General features: G+C 64.3%; 19 protein-coding genes and 1 pseudogene. 15 read left to right on the top strand and 5 right to left on the bottom strand.

Translation table 11 applies throughout. From position 1 onward, the window contains the following. Positions 1-3 precede the first annotated feature (3 nt). The gene (locus AC1DYO_RS30460) at positions 4-771 is read right to left on the bottom strand and encodes an SDR family NAD(P)-dependent oxidoreductase (protein ID WP_477268153.1); all 768 of its coding nucleotides are present in this window, start codon (positions 769-771) and stop codon (positions 4-6) included. A gap of 235 nt (positions 772-1,006) precedes the next feature. On the opposite strand from AC1DYO_RS30460, the gene AC1DYO_RS30465 reads away from it, so the two are divergent. Together AC1DYO_RS30465 and AC1DYO_RS30470 are read left to right on the top strand one after the other, a co-directional pair. Then, on the top strand, positions 1,007-1,162 hold the full coding sequence (locus AC1DYO_RS30465; protein WP_477268155.1) for a hypothetical protein: 156 nt from the start codon (positions 1,007-1,009) through the stop codon (positions 1,160-1,162). 167 nt (positions 1,163-1,329) lie between these two features. Further along, complete coding sequence (locus AC1DYO_RS30470) at positions 1,330-2,286, top strand: LLM class flavin-dependent oxidoreductase (protein ID WP_477268156.1); 957 nt, start codon at positions 1,330-1,332, stop codon at positions 2,284-2,286. A gap of 230 nt (positions 2,287-2,516) precedes the next feature. Here the strand turns inward: AC1DYO_RS30470 and AC1DYO_RS30475 are convergent, their stop codons facing one another. Next, on the bottom strand, positions 2,517-3,191 hold the full coding sequence (locus tag AC1DYO_RS30475; RefSeq protein ID WP_477268158.1) for a cysteine hydrolase family protein: 675 nt from the start codon (positions 3,189-3,191) through the stop codon (positions 2,517-2,519). Between the two features lie 344 nt (positions 3,192-3,535). Between AC1DYO_RS30475 and exbB the strand changes: the two are divergent. The 12 genes and pseudogenes from exbB to AC1DYO_RS30535 all read left to right on the top strand — a co-directional run bounded on the left by exbB (position 3,536) and on the right by AC1DYO_RS30535 (position 16,482). Beyond that, positions 3,536-4,467, top strand: a pseudogene (gene exbB, locus AC1DYO_RS30480) (tonB-system energizer ExbB). Between the two features lie 6 nt (positions 4,468-4,473). Further along, entirely contained in the window at positions 4,474-4,935 is a 462-nt protein-coding gene (gene exbD, locus AC1DYO_RS30485) for a TonB system transport protein ExbD (protein ID WP_477268160.1), read from the top strand. Then, positions 4,932-5,882: an energy transducer TonB family protein gene (locus AC1DYO_RS30490; RefSeq protein WP_477268162.1), complete on the top strand. Its 951-nt coding sequence runs from the start codon at positions 4,932-4,934 to the stop codon at positions 5,880-5,882. Before exbD ends, AC1DYO_RS30490 begins: the two co-directional genes overlap by 4 nt. 177 nt (positions 5,883-6,059) lie before the next feature. Beyond that, positions 6,060-7,154 (top strand): transporter substrate-binding protein, encoded by a 1,095-nt coding sequence (locus tag AC1DYO_RS30495; protein WP_477268163.1) that lies wholly within the window; start codon positions 6,060-6,062, stop codon positions 7,152-7,154. Further along, a complete protein-coding gene (locus AC1DYO_RS30500) occupies positions 7,151-7,753 on the top strand; it encodes an ANTAR domain-containing response regulator (protein ID WP_477268165.1) in 603 nt (200 codons plus the stop codon). The genes AC1DYO_RS30495 and AC1DYO_RS30500 overlap by 4 nt, the downstream gene beginning before the upstream one ends. Next, entirely contained in the window at positions 7,731-8,633 is a 903-nt protein-coding gene (locus tag AC1DYO_RS30505) for an ABC transporter permease (protein ID WP_477268167.1), read from the top strand. The genes AC1DYO_RS30500 and AC1DYO_RS30505 overlap by 23 nt, the downstream gene beginning before the upstream one ends. After that, positions 8,630-9,550: an ABC transporter permease gene (locus AC1DYO_RS30510; RefSeq protein ID WP_477268169.1), complete on the top strand. Its 921-nt coding sequence runs from the start codon at positions 8,630-8,632 to the stop codon at positions 9,548-9,550. The genes AC1DYO_RS30505 and AC1DYO_RS30510 overlap by 4 nt, the downstream gene beginning before the upstream one ends. Before the next feature lie 34 nt (positions 9,551-9,584). Beyond that, positions 9,585-11,228: an ABC transporter substrate-binding protein gene (locus AC1DYO_RS30515; RefSeq protein ID WP_477268171.1), complete on the top strand. Its 1,644-nt coding sequence runs from the start codon at positions 9,585-9,587 to the stop codon at positions 11,226-11,228. After that, complete coding sequence (locus AC1DYO_RS30520) at positions 11,218-12,162, top strand: acetamidase/formamidase family protein (protein ID WP_477268173.1); 945 nt, start codon at positions 11,218-11,220, stop codon at positions 12,160-12,162. Before AC1DYO_RS30515 ends, AC1DYO_RS30520 begins: the two co-directional genes overlap by 11 nt. Before the next feature lie 211 nt (positions 12,163-12,373). Further along, the gene (locus AC1DYO_RS30525; protein WP_477268175.1) at positions 12,374-14,140 is read left to right on the top strand and encodes an ABC transporter ATP-binding protein; all 1,767 of its coding nucleotides are present in this window, start codon (positions 12,374-12,376) and stop codon (positions 14,138-14,140) included. 185 nt (positions 14,141-14,325) lie between these two features. Further along, positions 14,326-15,225, top strand: a complete 900-nt coding sequence (locus AC1DYO_RS30530; protein WP_477268177.1) for a hypothetical protein — start codon at positions 14,326-14,328, stop codon at positions 15,223-15,225. 45 nt (positions 15,226-15,270) lie between these two features. After that, on the top strand, positions 15,271-16,482 hold the full coding sequence (locus AC1DYO_RS30535) for a hypothetical protein (RefSeq protein WP_477268179.1): 1,212 nt from the start codon (positions 15,271-15,273) through the stop codon (positions 16,480-16,482). Between the two features lie 48 nt (positions 16,483-16,530). Here the strand turns inward: AC1DYO_RS30535 and AC1DYO_RS30540 are convergent, their stop codons facing one another. The 3 genes from AC1DYO_RS30540 to AC1DYO_RS30550 all read right to left on the bottom strand — a co-directional run bounded on the left by AC1DYO_RS30540 (position 16,531) and on the right by AC1DYO_RS30550 (position 21,089). Then, complete coding sequence (locus AC1DYO_RS30540) at positions 16,531-19,956, bottom strand: acyl-[ACP]--phospholipid O-acyltransferase (RefSeq protein ID WP_477268181.1); 3,426 nt, start codon at positions 19,954-19,956, stop codon at positions 16,531-16,533. 93 nt (positions 19,957-20,049) lie between these two features. Beyond that, positions 20,050-20,337, bottom strand: coding sequence for a YiaA/YiaB family inner membrane protein (locus AC1DYO_RS30545; RefSeq protein ID WP_477268182.1), 288 nt, complete (start codon positions 20,335-20,337; stop codon positions 20,050-20,052). A 65-nt stretch (positions 20,338-20,402) separates the two neighbouring features. Continuing rightward, the gene (locus AC1DYO_RS30550; protein WP_477268184.1) at positions 20,403-21,089 is read right to left on the bottom strand and encodes a PspA/IM30 family protein; all 687 of its coding nucleotides are present in this window, start codon (positions 21,087-21,089) and stop codon (positions 20,403-20,405) included. Between the two features lie 108 nt (positions 21,090-21,197). Between AC1DYO_RS30550 and AC1DYO_RS30555 the strand changes: the two genes are divergently transcribed. Beyond that, positions 21,198-21,806, top strand: a complete 609-nt coding sequence (locus AC1DYO_RS30555) for a TetR/AcrR family transcriptional regulator (protein ID WP_477268186.1) — start codon at positions 21,198-21,200, stop codon at positions 21,804-21,806. Positions 21,807-21,865: the final 59 nt, after the last annotated feature.

The following is a 21,865-nucleotide window of genomic DNA, read 5'->3' on the forward strand; positions in this document are numbered from 1 at the left end:
GCCTCACATTGCGGTAAAGCCGTTATCCACGAACAAATGTGTCCCGTTGACGAAGCTGGACTCGTCGCTGGCGAGGTATAGCGCCGCCCTGGCCACTTCCTCCGGTTCGCCGATGCGACCCTGCTGGGCCGCCAATGCGGCGTCCGACACATCGACGCCGAGCTTGCCGAGATCCGCCACTTCGCGCAGGCCGTGTGGTGTGCGGATGAAGCCGGGACAGACGGCGTTGCAGCGGATGTTGCGGTCGCGGAACTCGACGGCAATGGCCCGTGCAAACATGTGGCAGGCGCCCTTGGTGGTGTCGTAGAGCACTTCCATCGGCGTCGCCGCCACTGCCGAGATCGACGAGGTGCAGACGATCGAACCGCCACCTGCGGCGATCATGCCGGGCAGTACGGCGCGGGTCATCAGGAACATCGAACGGACATTGACGGCATGCAGCCAGTCCCATTCCTGCACCGTCGTCTCCAGGAACGGTTTTATGACGATGGTGCCGGCATGGTTGAACAGCACCGTGGCCGGGCCAAGCTTGGCCGTCGCCGCCTTCACCGCCGCCTCGACCTGCGCTTCGTCCGAGACGTCGGCGACAAAATGCTCGGCGACATGGCCGCGCGCCCGGATGGCGGCAGCGGTGGCGGCCGCCGCATCGCCATTACGGTCGACGATCGCCACTTTGGCGCCTTCGGCCGCAAACAATTCCGACGCCGCCCCGCCCATTCCCGTCGCGCCGCCCGAGATGATGGCGACCTTGCCGGCCAGTCTTGAACCCATGTTCTGCTCCCCCATACCCTGTTCAATAGCCCCAGCTCTTGCGCCGGAACGACGATGCTATCTCCTATGTACGGGCCGGCCAAGCCAACCCGCCGATTGCTGCCAACGGAGTCCCCATAGCAAAGTGACTCTAATTTTCTGCGCTATGTGGGAAAATCGTTCTACATATTGCCGAAAAATAGCACTCGACAAAGTCTACTGATTTTATAGATTAACCGGCGAGACGGAGGTCGATATGTCCTATATCCAGAACGCCGAGACGGATCGCACCAGCCAGCGGCTGGCCAATGCCCAGGCTTTCCGCCCGGCCTATGCGGGCGCTTTCGCCTATCTCGTCTTTGCCCTTGCGTTTGTGTTCACCGGGGCAGTCGTGCTCGGCCTTATTCCCTGAGCGATCAGGACGAAGGGTGGCGACCTATCGCTTTCAGTGAGTGACCGGAGTTGTTGAACCGAACGCGGATGCGCTTGGGCGCGGACCGCTTTGTTTATGCATGTCGTTGTCCCAAAACTGGGGCCGCTGTTGGGCGACATGCACCCAACGTGATGGAGGAGATGGCAATGCCGATCGAGTTCACGCATGTTCCCGGTAAGACGCAGTCAGCCGACGCCGGCTCGGCCGTACCTTTCTTCTATGATTTCGTCGAGACGGCGACAAAGCTGTCGCTGATCGAGGATTCCGGCTTCCAGAAGATCGTCGTCGACGACCAGGCCGGGCTGTTGACCAATATGGACATTGCCGCCCAGGCGCTCGACCGCACCTCGTCGCTGGAAGTGGTGCTGACGCATTGGGCCGGTGTGATCGCGCCCGCGGTCGCGGCCAGGCAGCTGGCGGCGCTCGACGCCAGGAGCGGCGGCCGGTTGTCGCTGAGGATGCTGAGCGAGCCGCTGGACGACGACGATGCCGAAACGCGTCCGGTCGGGCACACCGTGGTCTGGCAGCGCATCGACGAATATCTGGTGCTGCTGAAGCGGCTGTGGTCGAACGACAGGCCCTTCGATCATGAAGGCGCCTTCTACAGCATCAAGGGCGGCTATGTGCCGCGCAAACAACCACAGGGTGTCGACGTGACGATCCGCATGGGCGGCCAGTCCGGCACGGCGCTGAAGGTCGCTGGACGGCATGCCGATGTCTTTGAGCTGGCGCTGGGTTCGCTCGACGAAATCCGCCAGCTGATGGAACGGGCGCGCAGCGCCGCCGCCGAGCATGGCCGGGCGGGCAAGCTGCGTTTTGCGCTTCCGGTCCGCATTCGTGCCGAAGGCGGAGTCTCCACCGGCGGCCACAAGGCGGTCGAGCTTGCCGGACCGCCGGCGCAGGTCGCCTTGTCGCTGCTGCCCTATGCGGCGCTCGGCATCAGCGAATTCATGATCGTCGGCATCGACCGGCCGCGCGAGATCGCCAGCATCGGCCGCGAGACGATCGCGCTCTTACGCAACTCGCTGGCACGCCGCGAGGCCGAGGTGCCACAGCCCGGCGCGTTTGCATCGCGAGGCGGGTCGGACATTCACGCGGGGTAGCTACCGTTGCAGATCGGTGATGCTGGAGGGACAGCGCCCCCCTCTGGCCTGCCGGCCATCTCCCCCACGAGGGGGGAGATCAGCTGTCGCCGTCGCTTTTGCCACTCACCAACGCAGAATGGTGCCGCCATCGGAGCTGCCAATCTCCCCCCAAGTGGGGGAGATGTCCGGCAGGACAGAGGGGGGCGTGAAGGATCGCGGCGAAACTTCTTCACTCTGACGCGGCCTGTCTAGCCAACCTTCCCACCCAGCCGCGCCAACGCCTCCAGCACAGCCCCCGACTCCGCCAGCGCGCCGAAAACGCCGTCCTCCACCGTCACCATATGCAGCGCCGCCTCATGCGCTTGTCTGTCGCCGCTGGCGCAGGCGTCGGCGATGGTCAGGCACTGAAAATTGCGATCGCAGGCCTCGCGCAGCGTGGTGTGGACGCAGACATCGGTGGTGCAGCCGGAAAACATCAAATGCGTGATGCCTCGTGCGCGCAACACGAGTTCGAAATCGGTATAGGTGAAGGCGCTGTTGCAGGTCTTGTCGACGATGATGTCGTGCGGCGCGACCTCGATGTCGGCGACGATCTGGAAGCCAGGGCCGGAGCGCAACAGCACGTCGGTGCCCTCCAGGCCAGCCCGCTTGCGGCGCCATCTCTCGTAAGGCGTCATATCGGCCATGTCGCCGCGGTAGCCTTGTCTGGTGTGGATCACGGTGAGACCAGCCGAGCGTGCGGCGGCGATCAGCCGGTTGACCGTCGGCAGGATGGCGCGCAGCGGCGCCGGGTCATACCCCTTCCTGGCGAAATAGCCCGATGTCGAGAGAAAGTCCTCCTGCAGATCGATGACGACGAGCGCGGTGTTTGCCGGCACCAGCCGGCCGTCATAGGGGAAATCGAACGGTGTCGCCTTGATCATCGGCTGCCTCGCCTGCTGCCACGTCATCGTGGCCCAGGACTCGCGTCGCCGTCCACCCCTCAGTGCGACGACGCCAGGTAGACCGACACCAAGACGGTGCGCCGGTTGAGACATCGCGCCAAAGACTGTTGGCCAAAAAGGCCATCTTGTTTGTTGACTAGTAAACTCATGTTTTATAGTCAGGCGAGGGCACGGCCACCTGAATTGTTTTCCAGCGGCTGTGCCGCGTTTGAGAGAGGGCCAGAATCCGTGGCTGGACTTTTCGTGGTCGAGATGGGGGTGGTTGCGCATCCCGTCAGCGGCCAACCCATCGGTTACGTGCAATGACGAAGCGAGGACGACGCGTGTCCAGAAATGGTTTGTTGGCGGCGCTGGCCGCACTCATGCTGTCGGCCGGCAGCGTTGCTGCGCAAGAGCAGCCGACTACCCAACCCCGGGTGACGACGGAACCGGCCGCAACCGCCCAGCCGGCGCCAGTCTCGCCGCCAGCGGCAGTGGAACAGGCGGCACCGACTGTGCCTGTCGCGCCGGCCGCGTCAGCTGCCGGGCAAGTCGCACCGGCTTCGCCGCTTTCGGTCAGTCAGCCCGGTGCAACCGCGCCGATCGAGCCTTCGGCAATATCGCTGACCCTGCCGCACGATCTGTCGCCCTGGGGCATGTTCATGGCCGCCGCCATCATCGTCAAGGCGGTGATGATCGGGCTCGCCTTCGCCTCCCTCGTCACCTGGACGGTGTGGCTGGCCAAATCGCTGGAAATCCTCTTCGGCAAGCTCGGCGCGCGGCGCGCCGCGCCCGCCCCGGTACGCTCTTGGTGCAGGCGGCCGAGGAAGAGGCAGCCCTTTCGGCTGGCGCGCTCGACCACGTGACCGGCGACGGGCTGAAGGAACGCGTGACGTCGCGGCTGTCGCGCATCGAGGCGGCCGCGGCGCGGCGCATGTCGCGCGGCACCGGCGTGCTGGCGACGATCGGCTCGACGGCGCCTTTCGTCGGCCTGTTCGGCACCGTCTGGGGCATCATGAACGCTTTCATCGGCATCTCGCAGGCGCAGACCACCAACCTCGCCGTCGTCGCGCCCGGCATCGCCGAGGCGCTGCTGGCCACCGCGATGGGCCTGGTCGCGGCTATTCCCGCAGTGGTCATCTACAACGTCTTCGCGCGCTCGATATCCGGCTACCGGCAGATCCTCGCCGATGCCTCGGCCGGCGTCGAGCGGCTGGTCAGCCGCGATCTGGATTTCCGCACGGTGCCGCCGGCAACCGCGCTGGCGGCGGAGTGATGGGCTATGGCGGCTAGAATTCGCGAGAATATCGACGGCGATCTCGAGGAAAACCACGAGATCAACGTCACGCCGTTCATCGATGTTATCCTGGTGCTGCTGATCATCTTCATGGTCGCGGCACCTTTGGCGACGGTCGACGTCAATGTCGACCTGCCGGGTTCGACCGCAACGCCGGCGCCGCGGCCGGAAACCCCGCTGTTCCTGACGTTGAAAGACGATCTGACGCTGGCGATCGGCAACGACAGCGTTCCGCGCCAGGCTTTCGCCGCCGTGCTCGACGGCAAGACCAAGGGCGACAAGCAGAACCGCATCTTCCTGCGCGCTGACAAGGCGGTCGGCTATGGCGAGTTGATGGAGGTGATGAATCTCCTGCGCGGCGCCGGTTATCTCAAAATCGCGCTGGTCGGACTGGAGACAGTGCCGGCGGATGCGTCCACGCCGTCGCAACCAGGCGCCGCCCCATGACGCATCTGGCCGCCGCCGTTCCCATGGCCGATCCGCCGCGCATTGGCGCGCGCGAGATCGGCTTGTGGACGGTCGCCGCCGTGCTCATTGTCGGCGCGCATGTGGCGATCGCCTATGCCGTGCAGAGCTTCAGCCTGGCTAACGCTATGGATGGCGGCCCGCCGCCGGCGGTGGCGATCGAACTGTCGCCGATGATGGTCGCACCGGCGGTGCCTGAGGACACGATGGCCGATGTGGTGAAGCCGGAGCCGACGAACCAGGTCGAGGAGACGGTTGCCGACGCAAAGCCCGTCGTGGAACCCGAAGTCGACAAGCCGGAGCCGGTCACCGAGGAGAGGGAAGCGGTGCAACCCGACGAGACCGCCCCGATCGAGACAGCCGCAGCCGAACAACCCGACCAGCCGCCGCCGCTGGACGAGATGGTGCCCGACATCGTCCCGGCGATTGCGCCTGACGTGGTCATTCCGTTGCCGCAAGCGAAACCGGTCGAGGACAAGCCGGTCGAGAAGGCGAAGAAGACGGTCGAAAAGCCCAAGCCGAAGCCGAAGAAAGAGAAGAAGGAAAAGGTCGCGCCGGTGAAAGCCGTCGTGACCGCCAGTGTCGATGAGAAGGCGGCTGCAAAAGCGTCGGCACCGAACGCGTCCCAATCCAGTGCGCGGTCTGGCAATTCCAACAGATGGAAGTCTCAGCTGGGCGCGTGGATCAAGCGGCGTACGCACTATCCGCCCGGAGCGAGGCCGAGACGGGCCGTGGGGACCGCAAGAGTGGCTTTCGTCCTTAATGCCTCGGGCAAGGTGACATCCGCCAGGCTGGCGGCATCTTCGGGTGATGCCGATCTCGATCGCGCCGCGCTCAGCGCGCTGCAAGGTGCAACGGCGCCCACACCGCCTGCTGACCAGGTCGGCACCAGCATCGTCGCGCCTCTGGTGTTCACCCTGCGGGACTGAAGACGTTGCCTCGTGCGCGGTCCGTTCGCGGCGGCGCCCACTTTCTCGCTTGACTGACCGGCCGGACCGAATACGCTAGCGCAAAATACCGGCTCTGATCGCCGGGCGGCAAATATGCCTCGTATGCCTCGCCCCTCCGGCGCTGGCTGCGGGGCATTGTCATTTCTGGGGTTGTGTTTGAAACGGCGCATCGAAATCGGCATCCTGTATTCCCGCTCGGGCAGCTATCAGCTGGTCTCCGATGCGTGCAGGATGGGCGCCATGCGCGCCATCGCCGACATCAATGCCGACCGCAGCTACGGCATCGAACTGGTGCCGGTCGAGCGCGATCCGCAAAGCAATGCCGATCGTTACGCGACGCTTTGCGAGGACATTTTCAGGACCAGCAGCGCCCGCCATGTCGTCGGCTGCGTCACCTCGTGGAGCCGCAAGGAGACCATTCCCGTGCTGGAGAAGGCCGGCGGCATGCTCTGGTATGCCTGCCCCTATGAAGGCTTCGAGGCCAACGAGCATGTCGTCTACATGCACGCTTGCCCCAACCAGCATCTGGTGCCGCTGATGGCGTATGTCGTGCCGCGCTTCGGCGCCAACGGTTTTCTGCTCGGGTCCAACTACATCTGGGGCTGGGAGATGAACCGGGTGGCGCGCGACCTGATTGCGGATGCCGGCGGCAAGGTGCTGGGCGAGCGCTATCTGCGCATCGGCGAGACCGACGTGTCGCGGCTGATCGCGGAAATCCGGGCGACGCGGCCGAACTTCATCCTCAACAATCTGATCGGCACTTCGTCCTATGCCTTCCTGGCCGCCTATCGCGACCTGGGCGACGAGGATGCCGCCTTCCGGCCGGAAAACTGCCCGGTCATTTCCTGCAACCTCACCGAGGGTGAGCTGCCGGCGATCGGCGAGACAGGCAAGGGGCATCTGTCGGTCGGGCCGTATTTCGCGCCGCGGCCGGCCGCTTTCGCCTCGTCTTTCGAGGCCTCCGCCTATGCCTCGGTGCAGGTGATGGCCGACGTGCTGTCGCGCGACGCCGACGCCGGTCCGGCGGAGTTTTCCAAGGTTTTCGCCGAGCGGAGCTTCTCGACGCGGCTCGGGCCGATCGCCATCGATGCCCATTCCCAGCATGCGACGCTGCCGGTGATCATCGGACGGATCGCCGACGGATTCTTCGAGGTCGTCAGCCGTGAGGATGAGGTGGCGCCGGATCCGTATTTGTCGCGCTACGACCCCGCCAAGACGTTCGGTCGCCCGCGCCTGAGGGTGGTGTCGTGACGAGGACGCCACGCATCCCCAATCTCGGCGGCGCCAGGGCCTTCATCCTGCATCGCCCGCATCCAACGGTGCAGGCGATCACCAGGCAGTTGTCGGCCATCGGCCTGATCACGCTGGACTGCTGGCCGGAACTGCCGCCCGAGGCGCTCGCCGCCGATTTCGTCTTCTTCGACGCCGATCTCGGCTTCGATGAGCAATTTCCGTGGAAGCCGGGCGAGGCGCCGATGCCGCTGGTGGCGCTGATCGGCTCGGAGGCGCCGGGCCGCATCGAATGGGCGCTGTCGCACAAGGCCGACGCCCAGCTGTTGAAGCCGGTCGGCAATGCCGGTGTCTACAGCGCGCTGCTGATCGCGCGGCAGAGTTTCGAGGCGCGAAAACATTTAGCCGGCGAGATTGCGTCGCTGCGCCAGCGTGTTGCCGAGCGCCAGACCATCGTGCGCGCGGTGACGGCCTTGTCGAAAGGCTCGGATGACGAGCGTGCCTACGCGCAGCTGCGCTCGCTGGCGATGAGCTGGCAGATCAGCGTCGAGGATGCGGCGCGCCGGATCGTGGCGATGACCGAGGAAGAAGGCGGTGATGACCAGTCCCATCGCGCCTGATTTGCCTGTGCGCATGCCGGCCAAGCCGCGCGCCGGCGTCTGGCGCCGGCTGGTCAAGCGCCGCCTGGCGCTGCTCGGGCTGGTCATCGTCGCCATCGTCGTTGCCGGCGCCGTGCTGGCGCCATGGCTGACCGGCTATGATCCCAACGAGCAGATGTTCGACGGCCTGACCATCGAAGGCTCGCCGCTGCCGCCGAGCGCCCAGTACTGGCTGGGCACCGACCTGCTCGGGCGTGACCTGTTGACTCGCATTCTCTATGGCGCCCGCACCTCGCTGATCATCGGCATCGTTGCCAATGGCGTAGCGCTTTTGATCGGCACGCTGGTCGGGGTCACCGCCGGTTACTTCCGCGGCTGGATCGGCAGCGCGCTGATGCGCTTCACCGATCTGATGATGGCGTTTCCAGCGCTGCTGCTCGCCATCTGCCTGGCGGCCGTTTTCCAGCCGAGCCTGTGGATCGTCGCCATGGTCATCGCGCTGGTCAACTGGGTACAGACGGCGCGTGTCATCTACACCGAGACGTCCTCGCTCGCCGAGCGCGAGTTCATCGATGCCGAGCGCACCATCGGGGCGAGCGCGCCGCGCATCCTGTTCCGGCACATCCTGCCGCATCTTCTGCCAACCATCATCGTCTGGGGTACGCTCGGTATTTCGACCACGGTGCTGCTGGAAGCGACGCTGTCCTTCCTCGGCATCGGCGTGCAGCCGCCGACGGCGTCGTGGGGCAACATCATCTTCGAGAACCAGACCTATTTCCAGGCCGCACCCTGGTTGGTGTTCTTCCCGGGTGCCGCGATCCTGGCGCTGGCGCTGGCCTTCAACCTGATCGGCGATGCGCTGCGCGACATCCTCGATCCGACGCAAAGGGGCCGGGCATGATCGCCTATCTCGGTCGCCGCCTAATCCAGTCGCTGCTTATCCTGCTCGGCGTCTCGCTGATCACCTTCGCGTTGCTTTATCTCCTGCCGGCCGACCCGGTGCGCCAGATCGCCGGCCGCAGCGCCACACCGCAGACGGTCGAAAACATCCGCCAGCAGCTCGGTCTCGACCAGCCTTTCGTCGTCCAGTACTGGCATTACCTGACGAAGCTCGTCAGTGGCGATCTCGGCCGCTCCTATATCCAGCGCTCCGAAGTCACCGAGCTCATCGTCTCGCGGCTGCCGGCGAGCCTGCTTTTGATGGTCGGCGCCATCCTCTGCGAATTGCTGATTGGGCTCTCCATGGGCCTCATTGCCGCCGTCAAGCGCGCCACCGCCACCGACCAGACGCTGATGGTCGCCTCCTTCGTCGGCGTCTCGGCGCCGCAATTCGTCGTCGGCCTTTTGCTGCTCTACGTCTTTGCGGTCAGGCTCAGCTGGTTCCCGATCGGCGGCTACGGCACCTGGCGCCATCTCGTGCTGCCGTCGCTGACCATGGGCATACTCGGCGCCGGCTGGTACGCCCGCATGATGCGCTCGTCGATGATCGACGTGTTGCGCCAGGATTATGTCCGCACCGCTCGCGCCAAGGGTTTGGCGCGCAGCGCCATCATCTTCCGCCATGCTTTGCCCAACGCCATCCTGCCGGTCATCGCCATGATCGGCATCGACATCGGCATCTTCATGGGCGGCATCGTCGTCGTCGAAAGCGTGTTCGGCTGGCCCGGCATCGGCCAACTTGCGTGGCAGGCGATCCAGCGCGTCGACATCCCGATCATCATGGGTGTCACGCTGGTGTCAGCCTTTGCCATCGTGCTCGGCAATCTCTTAGCCGACATCATCGCGCCGTTCATCGACCCCCGCATCAAGCTCAGATGAAAATGAAAACCGAACAGAGAAAGGGAACATAACAATGAAAAAGTTTCTCGCATCCACCGTCGCGGCATCGGCCTTGGCGCTGATGCTCGGCATGGCCAGCGCCCGCGCCGAAGACGCTGTCGACCCCAACGCCAAGCAGGGCGGCGCCATCACCATCACCTACAAGGACGATGTCGCCACGCTCGATCCGGCGATCGGCTATGACTGGCAGAACTGGTCGATGATCAAGAGCCTGTTCGACGGGCTGATGGACTATGAGCCGGGCACCACCAACCTCAAGCCCGACCTCGCCGAAAGCTACGAGATCGCACCCGACGGCCAGACCTTCACCTTCAAGCTGCGCCACGGCGTGAAGTTTCACAATGGCCGCGAGATGACGGCCGACGATGTGAAATACTCGCTCGACCGCGTCACCAATCCGAAGACGCAGAGCCCCGGCGCCGGCTTCTTCGGCTCGATCAAGGGCTATGACGATGTCGCCGCCGGCAAGGCCGAAGGCCTGTCGGGCGTCACCGTTGTCGACCCCTACACGGTCAAGTTCGAGTTGACCCGGCCCGACGCCACTTTCCTGCACGTCATGGCCATCAACTTTGCCCATGTCGTGCCCAAAGAAGAGGTCGAGAAATATGGCGCCGATTTCGGCAAGCATCCGGTCGGCACCGGGGCTTTCAAGCTCGCCGAATGGACGCTGGGCCAGCGCATCGTCTTCGAGCGCAATGCGGATTATTGGCACAAGGGCCTGCCGCATCTGGACAAAATCACCTTCGAGATCGGCCAGGAGCCGATCGTGGCGCTGCTCCGCCTGCAGAAGGGCGAGATCGATGTGCCCGGCGACGGCATCCCACCGGCAAAATTCCAGGAGGTGATGGCCGATCCCGAGCAGAAGGCGCGCGTTGTCGAAGGCGGCCAGCTGCACACCGGCTATGTCACCATGAACACCACCATGGCGCCGTTCGACAATGTGAAGGTGCGCCAGGCCGTCAACATGGCCCTCAACAAGGCGCGCATCATCCAGATCATCAACGGCCGCGCCGTGCCGGCCAACCAGCCGCTGCCGCCGTCGATGCCGGGCTACGACAAGGAATACAAGGGCTATCCCTATGACGTCGCCAAGGCCAAGGCGCTGCTCGCTGAAGCCGGCCATCCCGACGGCTTCGACACGCAGCTCTTTGCCATGAACACCGATCCCAATCCGCGTATCGCCCAGGCGATCCAGCAGGATCTTGCGGCGATCGGCATCAAGGCCAGCATCCAGTCGCTGGCGCAGGCCAATGTCATTGCCGCTGGCGGCGACAAGGCCGGCGCGCCGATGATCTGGTCAGGCGGCATGGCTTGGATCGCGGACTTCCCGGATCCATCGAACTTCTACGGCCCGATCCTCGGCTGCGCCGGTGCTGTGCCGGGCGGTTGGAACTGGTCGTGGTATTGCAACAAGGACCTGGACGCCAAGGCGGCCGCGGCCGACTCGGTGGTCGATCCGGCCAAGGCCGGCGAGCGCGACAAGATGTGGAGCGCCATCTATGACAAGGTGATGGAAGATGCGCCCTGGGCGCCGGTGTTCAACGAACAGCGCTTCACCATGAAATCCGCCCGCATGGGCGGCGCCGACAACCTCTATGTCGACCCGGTCCATATCCCGATCAACTACGACAATGTGTACGTAAAAGATGTGCAATAACTGCGACTACACCATCCACGGGCGCCATCACCATTTCGGCTGGGACAATTCCTTTGCCCCGGCCGAGCGGGTGGCGCCCGGCTCGACCATCGAGTTCCAGTGCCTCGATGCCGCCGGCGGCCAGTTGAATGCCGACAGCACGGTCGCCGACGTCGCCAAGCTCGACTTCGCCAAGGTCAACCCGGTGACCGGGCCGATCTTCGTCGAGGGCGCGGAACCGGGTGACGCGCTTAAGGTGACGATCGAGATGTTCAAACCGTCCGGCTTCGGCTGGACGGCGAACATTCCGGGTTTCGGCCTGCTCGCCGACGATTTTAAAGAGCCGGCGCTGCACATCTGGAAATACGACGCCGCCTCGCTTGAGCCGGCGCTGTTTGGCAAGAACGCGCGGGTGCCGCTGAAACCCTTTGCCGGCACCATCGGCAATGCGCCGGCTGAGATGGGGCTTCACTCGGTGGTGCCGCCGCGGCGCGTCGGCGGCAATCTCGACATCCGCGACCTCGCCGCCGGCACGACGCTCTATCTGCCGGTCGAGGTGGCGGGCGGGCTGCTTTCGGTCGGCGACACGCATGCCGCGCAAGGCGATGGCGAGGTCTGTGGCACGGCGATCGAAAGCCCGATGGACGTCGTGCTCAAGCTCGACCTGGTCAAGGACGCCAGGCTGAAGACGCCGCGCTTCACCACGTCGGGCCCGGTCGCGCGTCATCTCGACGCCAAAGGCTATGAGGTGACGACGGGTATCGGGCCGGACCTGATGGCGGGCGCGAAGGAGGCGGTCGCGCAGATGGTCGATCTGCTTGCCGGGCGCTACAAGATCGATCCGGTCGAGGCCTACATGCTGGCTTCGGTGTGCGGCGATCTGCGCATCAGCGAGATCGTCGATATGCCGAACTGGGTGGTGTCGTTCTATTTTCCGCGCTGCGTGTTTGAATGAGCGTAGGTCGACGCTGCACCCCCCTCTGCCCTGCCGGGCATCTCCCCCTCAAGGGGGGAGATCAGATGTCACATCGGCGTTCGCCAATCTTCAATGCCGCAAAGAGAAATGCCGCGCGGCGTGACAGCCAATCTCCCCCCTTGAGGGGGAGATGTCCGGCAGGACAGAGGGGGGTGTGCCGGAATAAACTTCTCAGAACCCCGCTCCCGCGATGACCTCGACCCCCGAACCCATCCTCTCCATCGCCAACCTCTCCGTCAGCGTGCGCGGCGAGGACGGTGAACGCGAGGTCGTCTCCAATCTGTCGCTGACGCTGGCGCGTGGCGAGACACTCTGCATTGCCGGCGAATCCGGCTCCGGCAAATCGATGACCGCGCTGGCAATCATGCAGCTTCTGCCGCAGCCGGCCGCGCGCATATCATCAGGCCAGATCCACCTTGGCGATACCGACCTGGCGACGCTCGACGAGCGGCAGATGCGCCGCATTCGTGGCGATCGCATCGCCATGATCTTCCAGGAGCCGATGACCTCGCTCAATCCGGTGCTGTCGATCGGCCGGCAGCTGACTGAATCCATCGAGGCGCACACCAGCCTGTCACAAAGCGAGGCCCGCCAGCGCGCTATCGAGGCACTGAAGGCGGTGCGCATTTCGGAAGCCGAAAGCCGGCTCAAACAATTTCCACATGAGCTCTCCGGCGGCATGCGCCAGCGGGTGATGATCGCCATGGCGCTGGCGCTCGAGCCCGACGTGCTGATCGCCGACGAGCCGACGACAGCACTCGACGTCACTGTGCAGGGCGAGGTGCTGGAACTCTTGCGCGACCTGCAGCGCCAGCACGGCACCAGCGTCATCCTGATCACCCACGATATGGGCGTGGTCGCCGAAATGGCTGACCGCGTCATTATCATGCGGCATGGCCGCATGGTCGAAGAGGGTACGACCGCCAATATCTTTGCTCAGCCCCAGGCCGACTACACGCGCGAACTGCTGGCCGCCGTGCCGCGCATCGGCAGCGGTGTCGGCCGGCAGAAATCCAGGGATGCGACCGAACTTTCGAAGCCAGCCAGCGTTGCCGAGGTTAACGACCTGCATGTCCGCTTCGATCTGCGCGGCGGTATCTTTGGCCAGGTCACCCGCCGCGTGCATGCCGTCGAGGGCGTCAGCTTTTCCATCGCGCCCAACGAAACGCTGGCACTGGTCGGCGAGTCCGGTTGCGGCAAGTCGACCACGGCCAAGGCGCTGGCCGGGCTGGTGCCGTACAGCGGCGACATCGTCATCGGCGGGCGCAATCTGTCGGGGCTTGGCCGCGACGAACGCAAGGCGGTGCGCCGCGACGTGCAGATGATTTTCCAGGATCCCTTCGCCTCGCTCGACCCACGCATGCGTGTCGGCGACCTCGTCGCCGAGCCACTGGTTATCCATGGCATCGCCTCGAAGGAAGAGCGCCGCGACCGTGTGGCGGTGCTGTTCGAGCGCGTCGGCCTGTCGGCCGATCAGATGGAGCTCTATCCGCACGAATTCTCCGGCGGCCAGCGCCAGCGCGTCTGCATTGCGCGGGCACTCGCCTTGCGACCAAAACTGATCATCGCCGATGAAAGCGTCTCGGCGCTCGACGTCTCGGTACAGGCGCGCGTGCTCGATTTGCTGAAGGAATTGCAGCGCGAATTCGGCGTCGCCTATCTCTTCATCTCGCATGACATGGCGGTGGTGGAAAACATCTCCGACCGCGTCGCCGTCATGTATCTCGGCCAGATCGTGGAAATGGGCACGCGCGACCAGGTGTTTTCCAACCCGCGCCACCCCTACACCAGGCGGCTGATCGAAGCCGTGCCGGTGCCCGATCCGGCGCAGCGCAGAAGCCGCTTCGCCCGCCTCGACCAGGAAATCCCGAGTGCGACCCGCAGGATCGGCGAGGCGCCGCTGAAGCTGGCGCTGAACGATGTCGGCGGCGGCCATCTCGTGGCTGCAGAAAGCTGAGCCCGCACGGGCTGGCGATTGCAGCTGTTCTTTTACCTTGTTAAGCACAACCAAGACTTGTCGTCTCGGGTTTACCGCGTCTTAGGTGGACGACGACCACTATACGGTCGGCGTTCTTGCCTCGAGGGAAAACAGTGCTCAAGGCGGTTCTGCAGCTGCTGCCGGGTCGGTTTATGGATGTGCGCATGCGCGCGTCCGACGGCTATGAGACGCGGGTCGTCGAGCGGCCCGGGCGCTGGATGAAGGCTGCCGAACTGGAGCAGCTGAGCAGCGATCTGCGGCTGGTGGCGTCGAAGACGCTTAGGGACGGCAGCCTGACCTATGGCGTCTTTTCCGGCGACCGCAGCCGGCTGGAACATTCCATCATCACCATCGTCTACCGCCGCAGCGACGGGCGGCCGATCGCCTTCAACGCGCTGGCGCTGATGGAGATTTCGCTGGCCGGCAAGCCCTATGAGGTGCTGCATCTGGGTCTCGTCATGGTCGATCCGGACGAGCGCAGCCGCGGCCTCAGCTGGATCCTCTACGGCTTGACCTGTTTCCTGATGTTCCTGCGCAATCAGCTGCGGCCGATCTGGATCTCCAACGTCACCCAGGTGCCGGCCGTCGTCGGCATGGTCGCGGAAGCCTTCAGCAATGTGTTTCCCGGGCCGCATGCCGGCGCGCGGCGCTCGCTCACCCATGTGCTGTTGGCGCGGCAGATCATGGTGCGTCACCGCCATGTCTTCGGCGTCGGCCCCGAAGCGGGTTTCGACGAGGAGCGCTTCGTCATCACCAATGCCTATACCGGTGGTTCGGACGATCTGAAGAAGACCTTCAACGAGGCGGCCAAGCATCGGGATGAGACCTATAGCGAATTCTGTCAGAAAGAGCTCGATTACGGGCGCGGCGATGACGTGCTGCAGATCGGCCAGATGAATTTTCAGGCCGCGCGCATCTATCTCGCCGATGCCGTTCCGCGTGGCTCACTTGCTGCCCTGGCGGTTGCGGGCACAGCGGCCACTTTGCAGCGACTCATCCTGCCGGTGGTTCACTGGGCCGACTCTGGCCGGCAATGGGACGTGTTGCGACCATGGACACGCTAGCTATTTTGTTCCCGTGCGCCGATTCAAGCTGATGGACAAGAGTGCATGACTTTTGACAACACGCTTGTCGCCGACACCATCACCTCGCTGGCGGCGCTGGCCGGGTTGCTGATCGTCATAGCGGTCGTCGGCGGGCGCGACACCGGCGATCCGCTGTCGCGGCGTTTTCTGTTTGGCCTCAGGGTGCTGGCCGTGCTGCTTGCCTGCCGGATCCTCGACTGGGTTAGCGGCTTTGGCATCTTCCGGCTCGTCACAATCGTGGCCGCAGGGCTGTTGCCGCTGGCGGCGCTGCTGCTGACCGAGGGCCTGCTGCGCCGGCACGCTCCCTTCTTCCTCAAGTTTCTCGCCGCCGGCGGCGCCGCAGCGTTCCTGCTGCTGGCGATGATCCCGGAACGCTTCGCCGAGCCGTGGCGAATGGCGGCACTTCTGCTTTTCCAGTTTGGTGGCTTTCTTGCCATTGGCTGGCTGGTGGTGATGCGCGACCGGACCGGCCTGTCGGCTGCCGAAAACCGCACGGTCGAGCGGATGGCGCTTTCGCTGCTGCTGATCATTCCGTTCATGATCACCGACTATCGGCCCGGCCTGTTCGAGGTACCGGTGCGGCTTGGCGGCATTGCCATCCTGTTCCTGTGCTGGCTGACGATCGGCCTTGGCCGGCCGAGCCCTAGCCATCGCGACACGATCGGCGCCTTCGCCGTCATCGCTCTGAGTTCGGTCTTTGCCGGTCTTGCGTTGGGCGGCATCGATCATATCGGCTGGCGGGGAAGCGTGCAGGGCGTGGTGATCGTGCTGTCCGCCACGCTGCTAGCGGTCATCTACAATGACAGCGTCAGCCTTGCCGCCGAAAAACGTCGCGACTCGCTGCTGCGGCACATGGCCGAGGGCGATTTGACGGATTCGGCGCGCTTCCTGCGCGGCCTGCAGAACCATATCCTTGTCGACGGCGCCTTGATCCTGCCGGCGGCCGAGCTTGGCGATTTCGACCTGAACGTTTTGACCCGGGCCCTCGAACAGGCCCCCGTGCGCTCCATCGCCGATGTGCAGCCACAATCGCTTGTCGACCACGACATCCGTGAACAGCTGGCATGGCTGTTTGAGAAGTATGAGGCGACCCATGTGCTGCTGGCGACGCTCAATCCGTTGACCGTGGTCGCGCTCAACATGCCGGCACTGGCGTCGTCGCCGGGTGTGGAAATGGAACTGCGCGCCGTCCAGCGCATGGCCATGTTGATCGCGCAACGGGAAGCGATGACTTAAGGAGAAGACGGGCCGGCGTTTTGCGCCAGCCCGTTCGTCATTTCCAGATCAGGCGGCCTTGGTCTTCAGGGCCTCTTCGTCGCGCACCATTTTGGTGACGGCAGCGAAGTCGAGCTTGCCGGAGCCGAGCACGGGCACCTTTGAGACCACCCGCACTTCGGCCGGCACCATCAGATCCATGGCGCCGTTGGCCTTGGCGAAAGCCAGGAATTCCGCGCGGGTCGCGCCGGGCGCCTCGGTGATGAGGATCAGCTTTTCGCCCTTGCGCGCGTCCGGCACGGTGGCGACCGCCGAAAGCGTGCCTTTCCACAATTCGCCGGCCAAGGCTTCGACGGCGGCCAGGGAGATCATCTCGCCACCGATCTTGGCAAAGCGCTTGGCGCGGCCGCGAATGGTGATGAAGCCGCCCTCGTCGATGGCGACGACGTCGCCCGTATCATGCCAGCCGTCTTCGAGCGGTTCGAGCACACCGGGCTTCTCGGCCCGGAGATAGCCGGCCATGACATTGGGGCCGCGCACGAACAGCCGTCCGCCATCGTCGACGCCCGGCACCGGATCGAGACGATATTCCATGCCGGGCATGATCTTGCCGACGGTTCCGGAGCGGTTGTACATCGGCGTGTTGATGGAGATCACCGGTGCCGTCTCGGTGACGCCATAACCCTCGAGGATGCGCACGCCGAACTTCTCCATATAGGTCATGCGCGTCGCTGCCTTGACCGGTTCGGCGCCGGCAAAACAATAGCGTATCGAGCGGAAGTCGTAAGGGTGCGCGGTGCGCGCATAGCCCGAGAGGAACGTATCGGTGCCGAAGATGATCGTCGCGTTCGAGGCGTAAATCAGTTCCGGCACGATGCGGTAGTGCAGCGGCGAAGGGTAGAAATAGACTGGCACGCCCGAGATCAGCGGCAGCACGGTGCCCGCGGTCATGCCGAAGGAATGGAAGATCGGCAGCACGTTGAACACCTTGTCGCCCGAATGGAAGTCGATGCGCGACGCCGCCTGGGCGGCGTTGGCCAGGATGTTGCGGTGGGTCAGCACGACGCCCTTCGGCGTGCCCTCCGAACCCGAGGTGAACAGGATCACCGCCGGATCGTCAGGCTTGCGCGGTGCACGTGGCGTCGACTTGCGCAACAGGCCGAGCAGCTTGTCCTTGAGACCAATGGTCTTGCGCAGATCGTCGAGCCAGACGATCTCGACCGAGCGGCCGAGCTCCTCGACGACAGCGCCGAGCTTTGCCTGTTCGACGAAGGCGCGGGAGGTGAGCACAGTCCGGACTTCGGCCGCCTTGCAGGCCGAGAGTATGTTGGCGGCACCTGCGGTGAAGTTCATCATCGCCGGGACCTTGCCCGCCGACATGACGCCGAGCAGCGCGGCGCAGGCGCCGTTGGCGTTGGGCAGCATGATGCCCAGCGTCTGCTGGTCGGCATACATGTTCTGGAACTTCTCGCCGAGCACGGCAACGGCCGTCAAAAGCTTGCCGTAGCTAAGCGAACCGGTGACCGGATCCTCGACGGCGAGCTGCTTCATGCCGCGTTCGTTGGCTGTCTGGATGATCTTTTCCAGCACGGTCTTGTCGATGTCCTGGGTGCGGAAGACGAGATCCGACATCACCTGGTAGAGGGCAGACCCCGCTGCGGCGCGGCGCTTGCGGCCCTTCAGTTCCTGCGGCACTTCGAGCTTGACCGGTTCCAGAATGGTCACCTTGACCTTCGGGAACAGGCGGCGGCGCACATGCTGCGAGCTCAGCCGCGAGAAATAGGTCTTCTCCAGCCCGTCAATGCGCACCGGCACAACCATCGAGCCGGTCTTGTCGGCGACCATGGCGGCGCCGTCATAGACCTTCATCAGGCCGCCGGTGACGGTGATGCGGCCCTCCGGGAAGATGACCAGCGGGTCGCCGCCCTGCACGACCTTGATCAGCGTGCGGGTCGACATCGGCTTGGCCGGATTGAGCGGCAAAGCGCGGGCAAGTTTCATGAATGGCTTCATCCACCAGGCCTGGGCGATGAAGTAGTCGATGGCGAAGACCGGCTCCTCGTCGGTCAGCGTCAGCGCCAGCGGACCGTCGAGGAAGCTGACATGGTTGAGCGCCAGGATCGGCGCCTTGCCGGCCGCCTTGAGGTTGTCCATGCCCTCGACCTCCAGGCGCAGGAAGGCGCGGAACAGGATGGAGACGAAATCGCGGAAGGGATTGGTCGGCAGGAATTTCAACATCAGCCAGGCGGCAATCGCATTGGCTCCGGCGAGGCCGAACAGAATGCCACCGGTGGAGACTTTCGTCTGGATCAAGGCGACAATAATACCGCCGACAGTCATGAAACCGGCATTGACGATGCTGACGGCAGCAACGACACGGGCACGGCGCGCCTCGGGCGACCAGGCCTGCACCGCAGCGAAGGTCGGCACCACCAGGAAGGCTGCTGCAATGGCCATGCCGGCGAGGTCGATCGCGACTCGGATCGTGTTCGGGCCAGCGAAGAATGCGCCAAGGGTTGCTGCCTGGGGCGAAGGCTGCATGCTCCAGATCGTCCAGGCGAGATGCAGGCCGAACAGCGCCAGCAGCGCCGTGCCGACAGGTGCCGGCAACAGCACGATGCGTCCCTGCGACATCCAGGCGGCGATGGCCGAGCCGATGGCAATCGAGACGGCGAACACGGCGAGATAGACGGTGACCGCCATCTCGTTGCCGCCGAGCGAATCCTTGATCAGCGTCGGCAGGATGGATAGCACGATGGCGCCGATCAGCCAGAACCAGGAGGTCATCAGGCCGGCGCGCCAGATGCGCATGTCGGTGCGCAATTCCGAGACCTGGCGCCAGGTCGAGCGGAAGATGTTCTTGTCGATGACGAGGTCGGGCGCCGCCGAGCCGGTGGACGGAATGTAGCGGCTGACGAGCCAGCAGCCGACGGCCAAGGCCATCATGATCGGCCCGAACACCGTGACGCCGATGCCATCGGCGGAAACGATGCCGCCGGCAATGGTGCCGCCGAGGATTGCGGCAAACGTGGCGGACTCGATCCAGGCGTTGGCCTTGGGCAGTTCCTTACGCTCGAGGTGATCGGGCAGGATGCCGTATTTGATCGGCCCGAACAGGGCCGAGATGATGCCGAACATCAGCAGCGCCACCATCAGCACAGGAATGGACGACAGCGCGATGCCGACGACGGAGACACCCGCGGCGGCGATCTCAGCGAATTTCAGACGCTTGGCGATGAGGGCCTTGTCAAAGCGGTCGGCGATCTCGCCGCCAAGGGCAGACAAGAGCAGGAAGGGGGCCATGAACACAGCCCCTGCCAGGGTGACCAGGGACGCCGCCTGATCCGCCGCCAGCGTGAACAGAATAAGGAACACCAGCGTGTTCTTGAGGAAATTGTCGTTGAAGGCGGACAGGAACTGCGTCCAGAACAAAGGCGCAAAGCGCCGGGACGTCATCAGATGAGCTGTGGGACGATTGATCGGAGCGATTTCCATAGCGGCGGCTTCCATTGGGCAAGACCGTTGAAAATCCTGGCTGGATTGATCAGCGGTCTTGCGCGGTTTGATCCTTGTTTAGCGGGAACCCGATTACACTTCGTTACTGCGGCTGACTTCCATCAGCAACTTCTCGGTCTTGGCGTCTTCCAGCCGGTTGATGAAACGGCTTGCTTCTTCCGAGTCGCGCAGCGTCTTGGTGATGGTGATCGAGGTGTGCACGAGCATGATGGCGGCCATGGCGTAGAACCCCTTGGCGGCGAAGCTTGCCTCCATGAAGTAGATGCCGCCGGCCATCATCGCTGCGGCAACGACGAAACTGGCCATGGTGAAGGTCTTCCAGGCGCTTGAGTCCTTGGGTGAATAGGCGTTCGGGGTCATCGGTATGGTCCTTTCGTTTCAGGGTTAGGTTGGTTGGGCGTGGGTCTGTTTCAGGCTGGATACAATCAGGCCGACTTGGTCATGGTCTTCGTGAGCCTTTCGAGCACGGCGTCGGCGCTGCTTCTCAACGGCGCGCCACAGCCGGCGGCCGCAAGTTTTTCGCTGACCGCGGCCGGATCGCCCGATTGCTCCATCTCGGCCATGGCCGCCGCGGTGGCGTCGATCTGTTTTTGCCGTGTGCGCAGGCGCAGCAGCGTCTCCTCGGCGTCCTTGAGCGCCGACAGGCTGGAGCCGGGTGCGCTTTCGCGCAGGCGCTGGGTCGAGTCGACGGCGGCAACGATGCGCTGGCCGCGCTGCAATTCGCGCAGCCGCATTTCAGAGACCCGAATAATCCGCTTCAACCGCTCGATCTCGGTGCTGAAGCTCTTTTGCGCCTCGCTGGAGGCATCGCGTTCGGCTTCCAGCATGGCGATCGTTTCGGCGGCTTCGCGGGCCAGTTCATTCTGCCCCTGCTCGATCGCGGCGATCGTGCGCTTCTCCAGATCGTCGATGCGGACGACCAGCTTCTTGAACTGCGAGACTTCCTGTTCGTTCTGGGCGATGGCAATGGCGACCGCCCGGCGGGCAGCGGCGATGGCGTCGGCGCAATCACGGATCTGCTGGCGCAGGATCACCAGCGCGTTGCGGTCGACGACCGTCTCGGCCGCTTCGTAGCTTCGGCCGCGGACGAGGGCAAAAAACTGTTTCAACATTTCCGTTTCTCCTCTATGAACGTTGTTCACGAATGCAACGTAACACATCGTGAACGGCGTTCAATAGAAAAATGAACGATGTTCATAAATTTCGCGCAAGGAAGGTTAATGACGGCAAAACGGGACGCCAAACGCGAGGATCTGAGGGGCAGGCTGATCGAGGCCGCGCAGGCGCGCATTCAAGCCTCGGGGCTCGCCGGCCTGCGTGCACGCGACATCACGGCGGATGCCGGCTGCGCGCTCGGCGCGCTCTACACCGCCTTCGCCGATCTGGACGAGATCATCCTGCACGTCAATTCGATCACGCTGGCAAGGCTGGGTGCGGCCTTGCAGCAGGAGGCGATCGGCGCGGCCGAGCCAAGGGCCAAGCTGAAGGCGTTGGCCAAAGCCTATCTCGGCTTCGCGCGCGATAACCGCATGGCGTGGAAGGCGCTGTTCGAACACCGAATGGCGCCAGGCGTGGCGGTGCCCGAATGGCACCTGGCCGAACATGCGGTGCTGATCCAGCATCTGGTCGAGCCGCTTGCCCAACTGCTTCCCGCGCGGGACACGCCGGACCTGCTGGCCCGCGCCCGCACGCTGTTCTCCGCCGTGCATGGCATCGTCGCCATCTCGCTCGAAGACCGTTTCATCGGCCTGGCGCCAACCGATCTAGAAAGCGAGCTGCTGGGTTTCGTCGACACGATGGTGAGCGGGCTGGAGACGGAAAGAGAATGAGCTGCGGCGATCGCCTCTTTGCCTCGCCGATTTCTGCTCTTATGAAGATCGCGGCCAGA

It is taken from the genome of Mesorhizobium sp. P2_F5 (assembly GCF_056403715.1).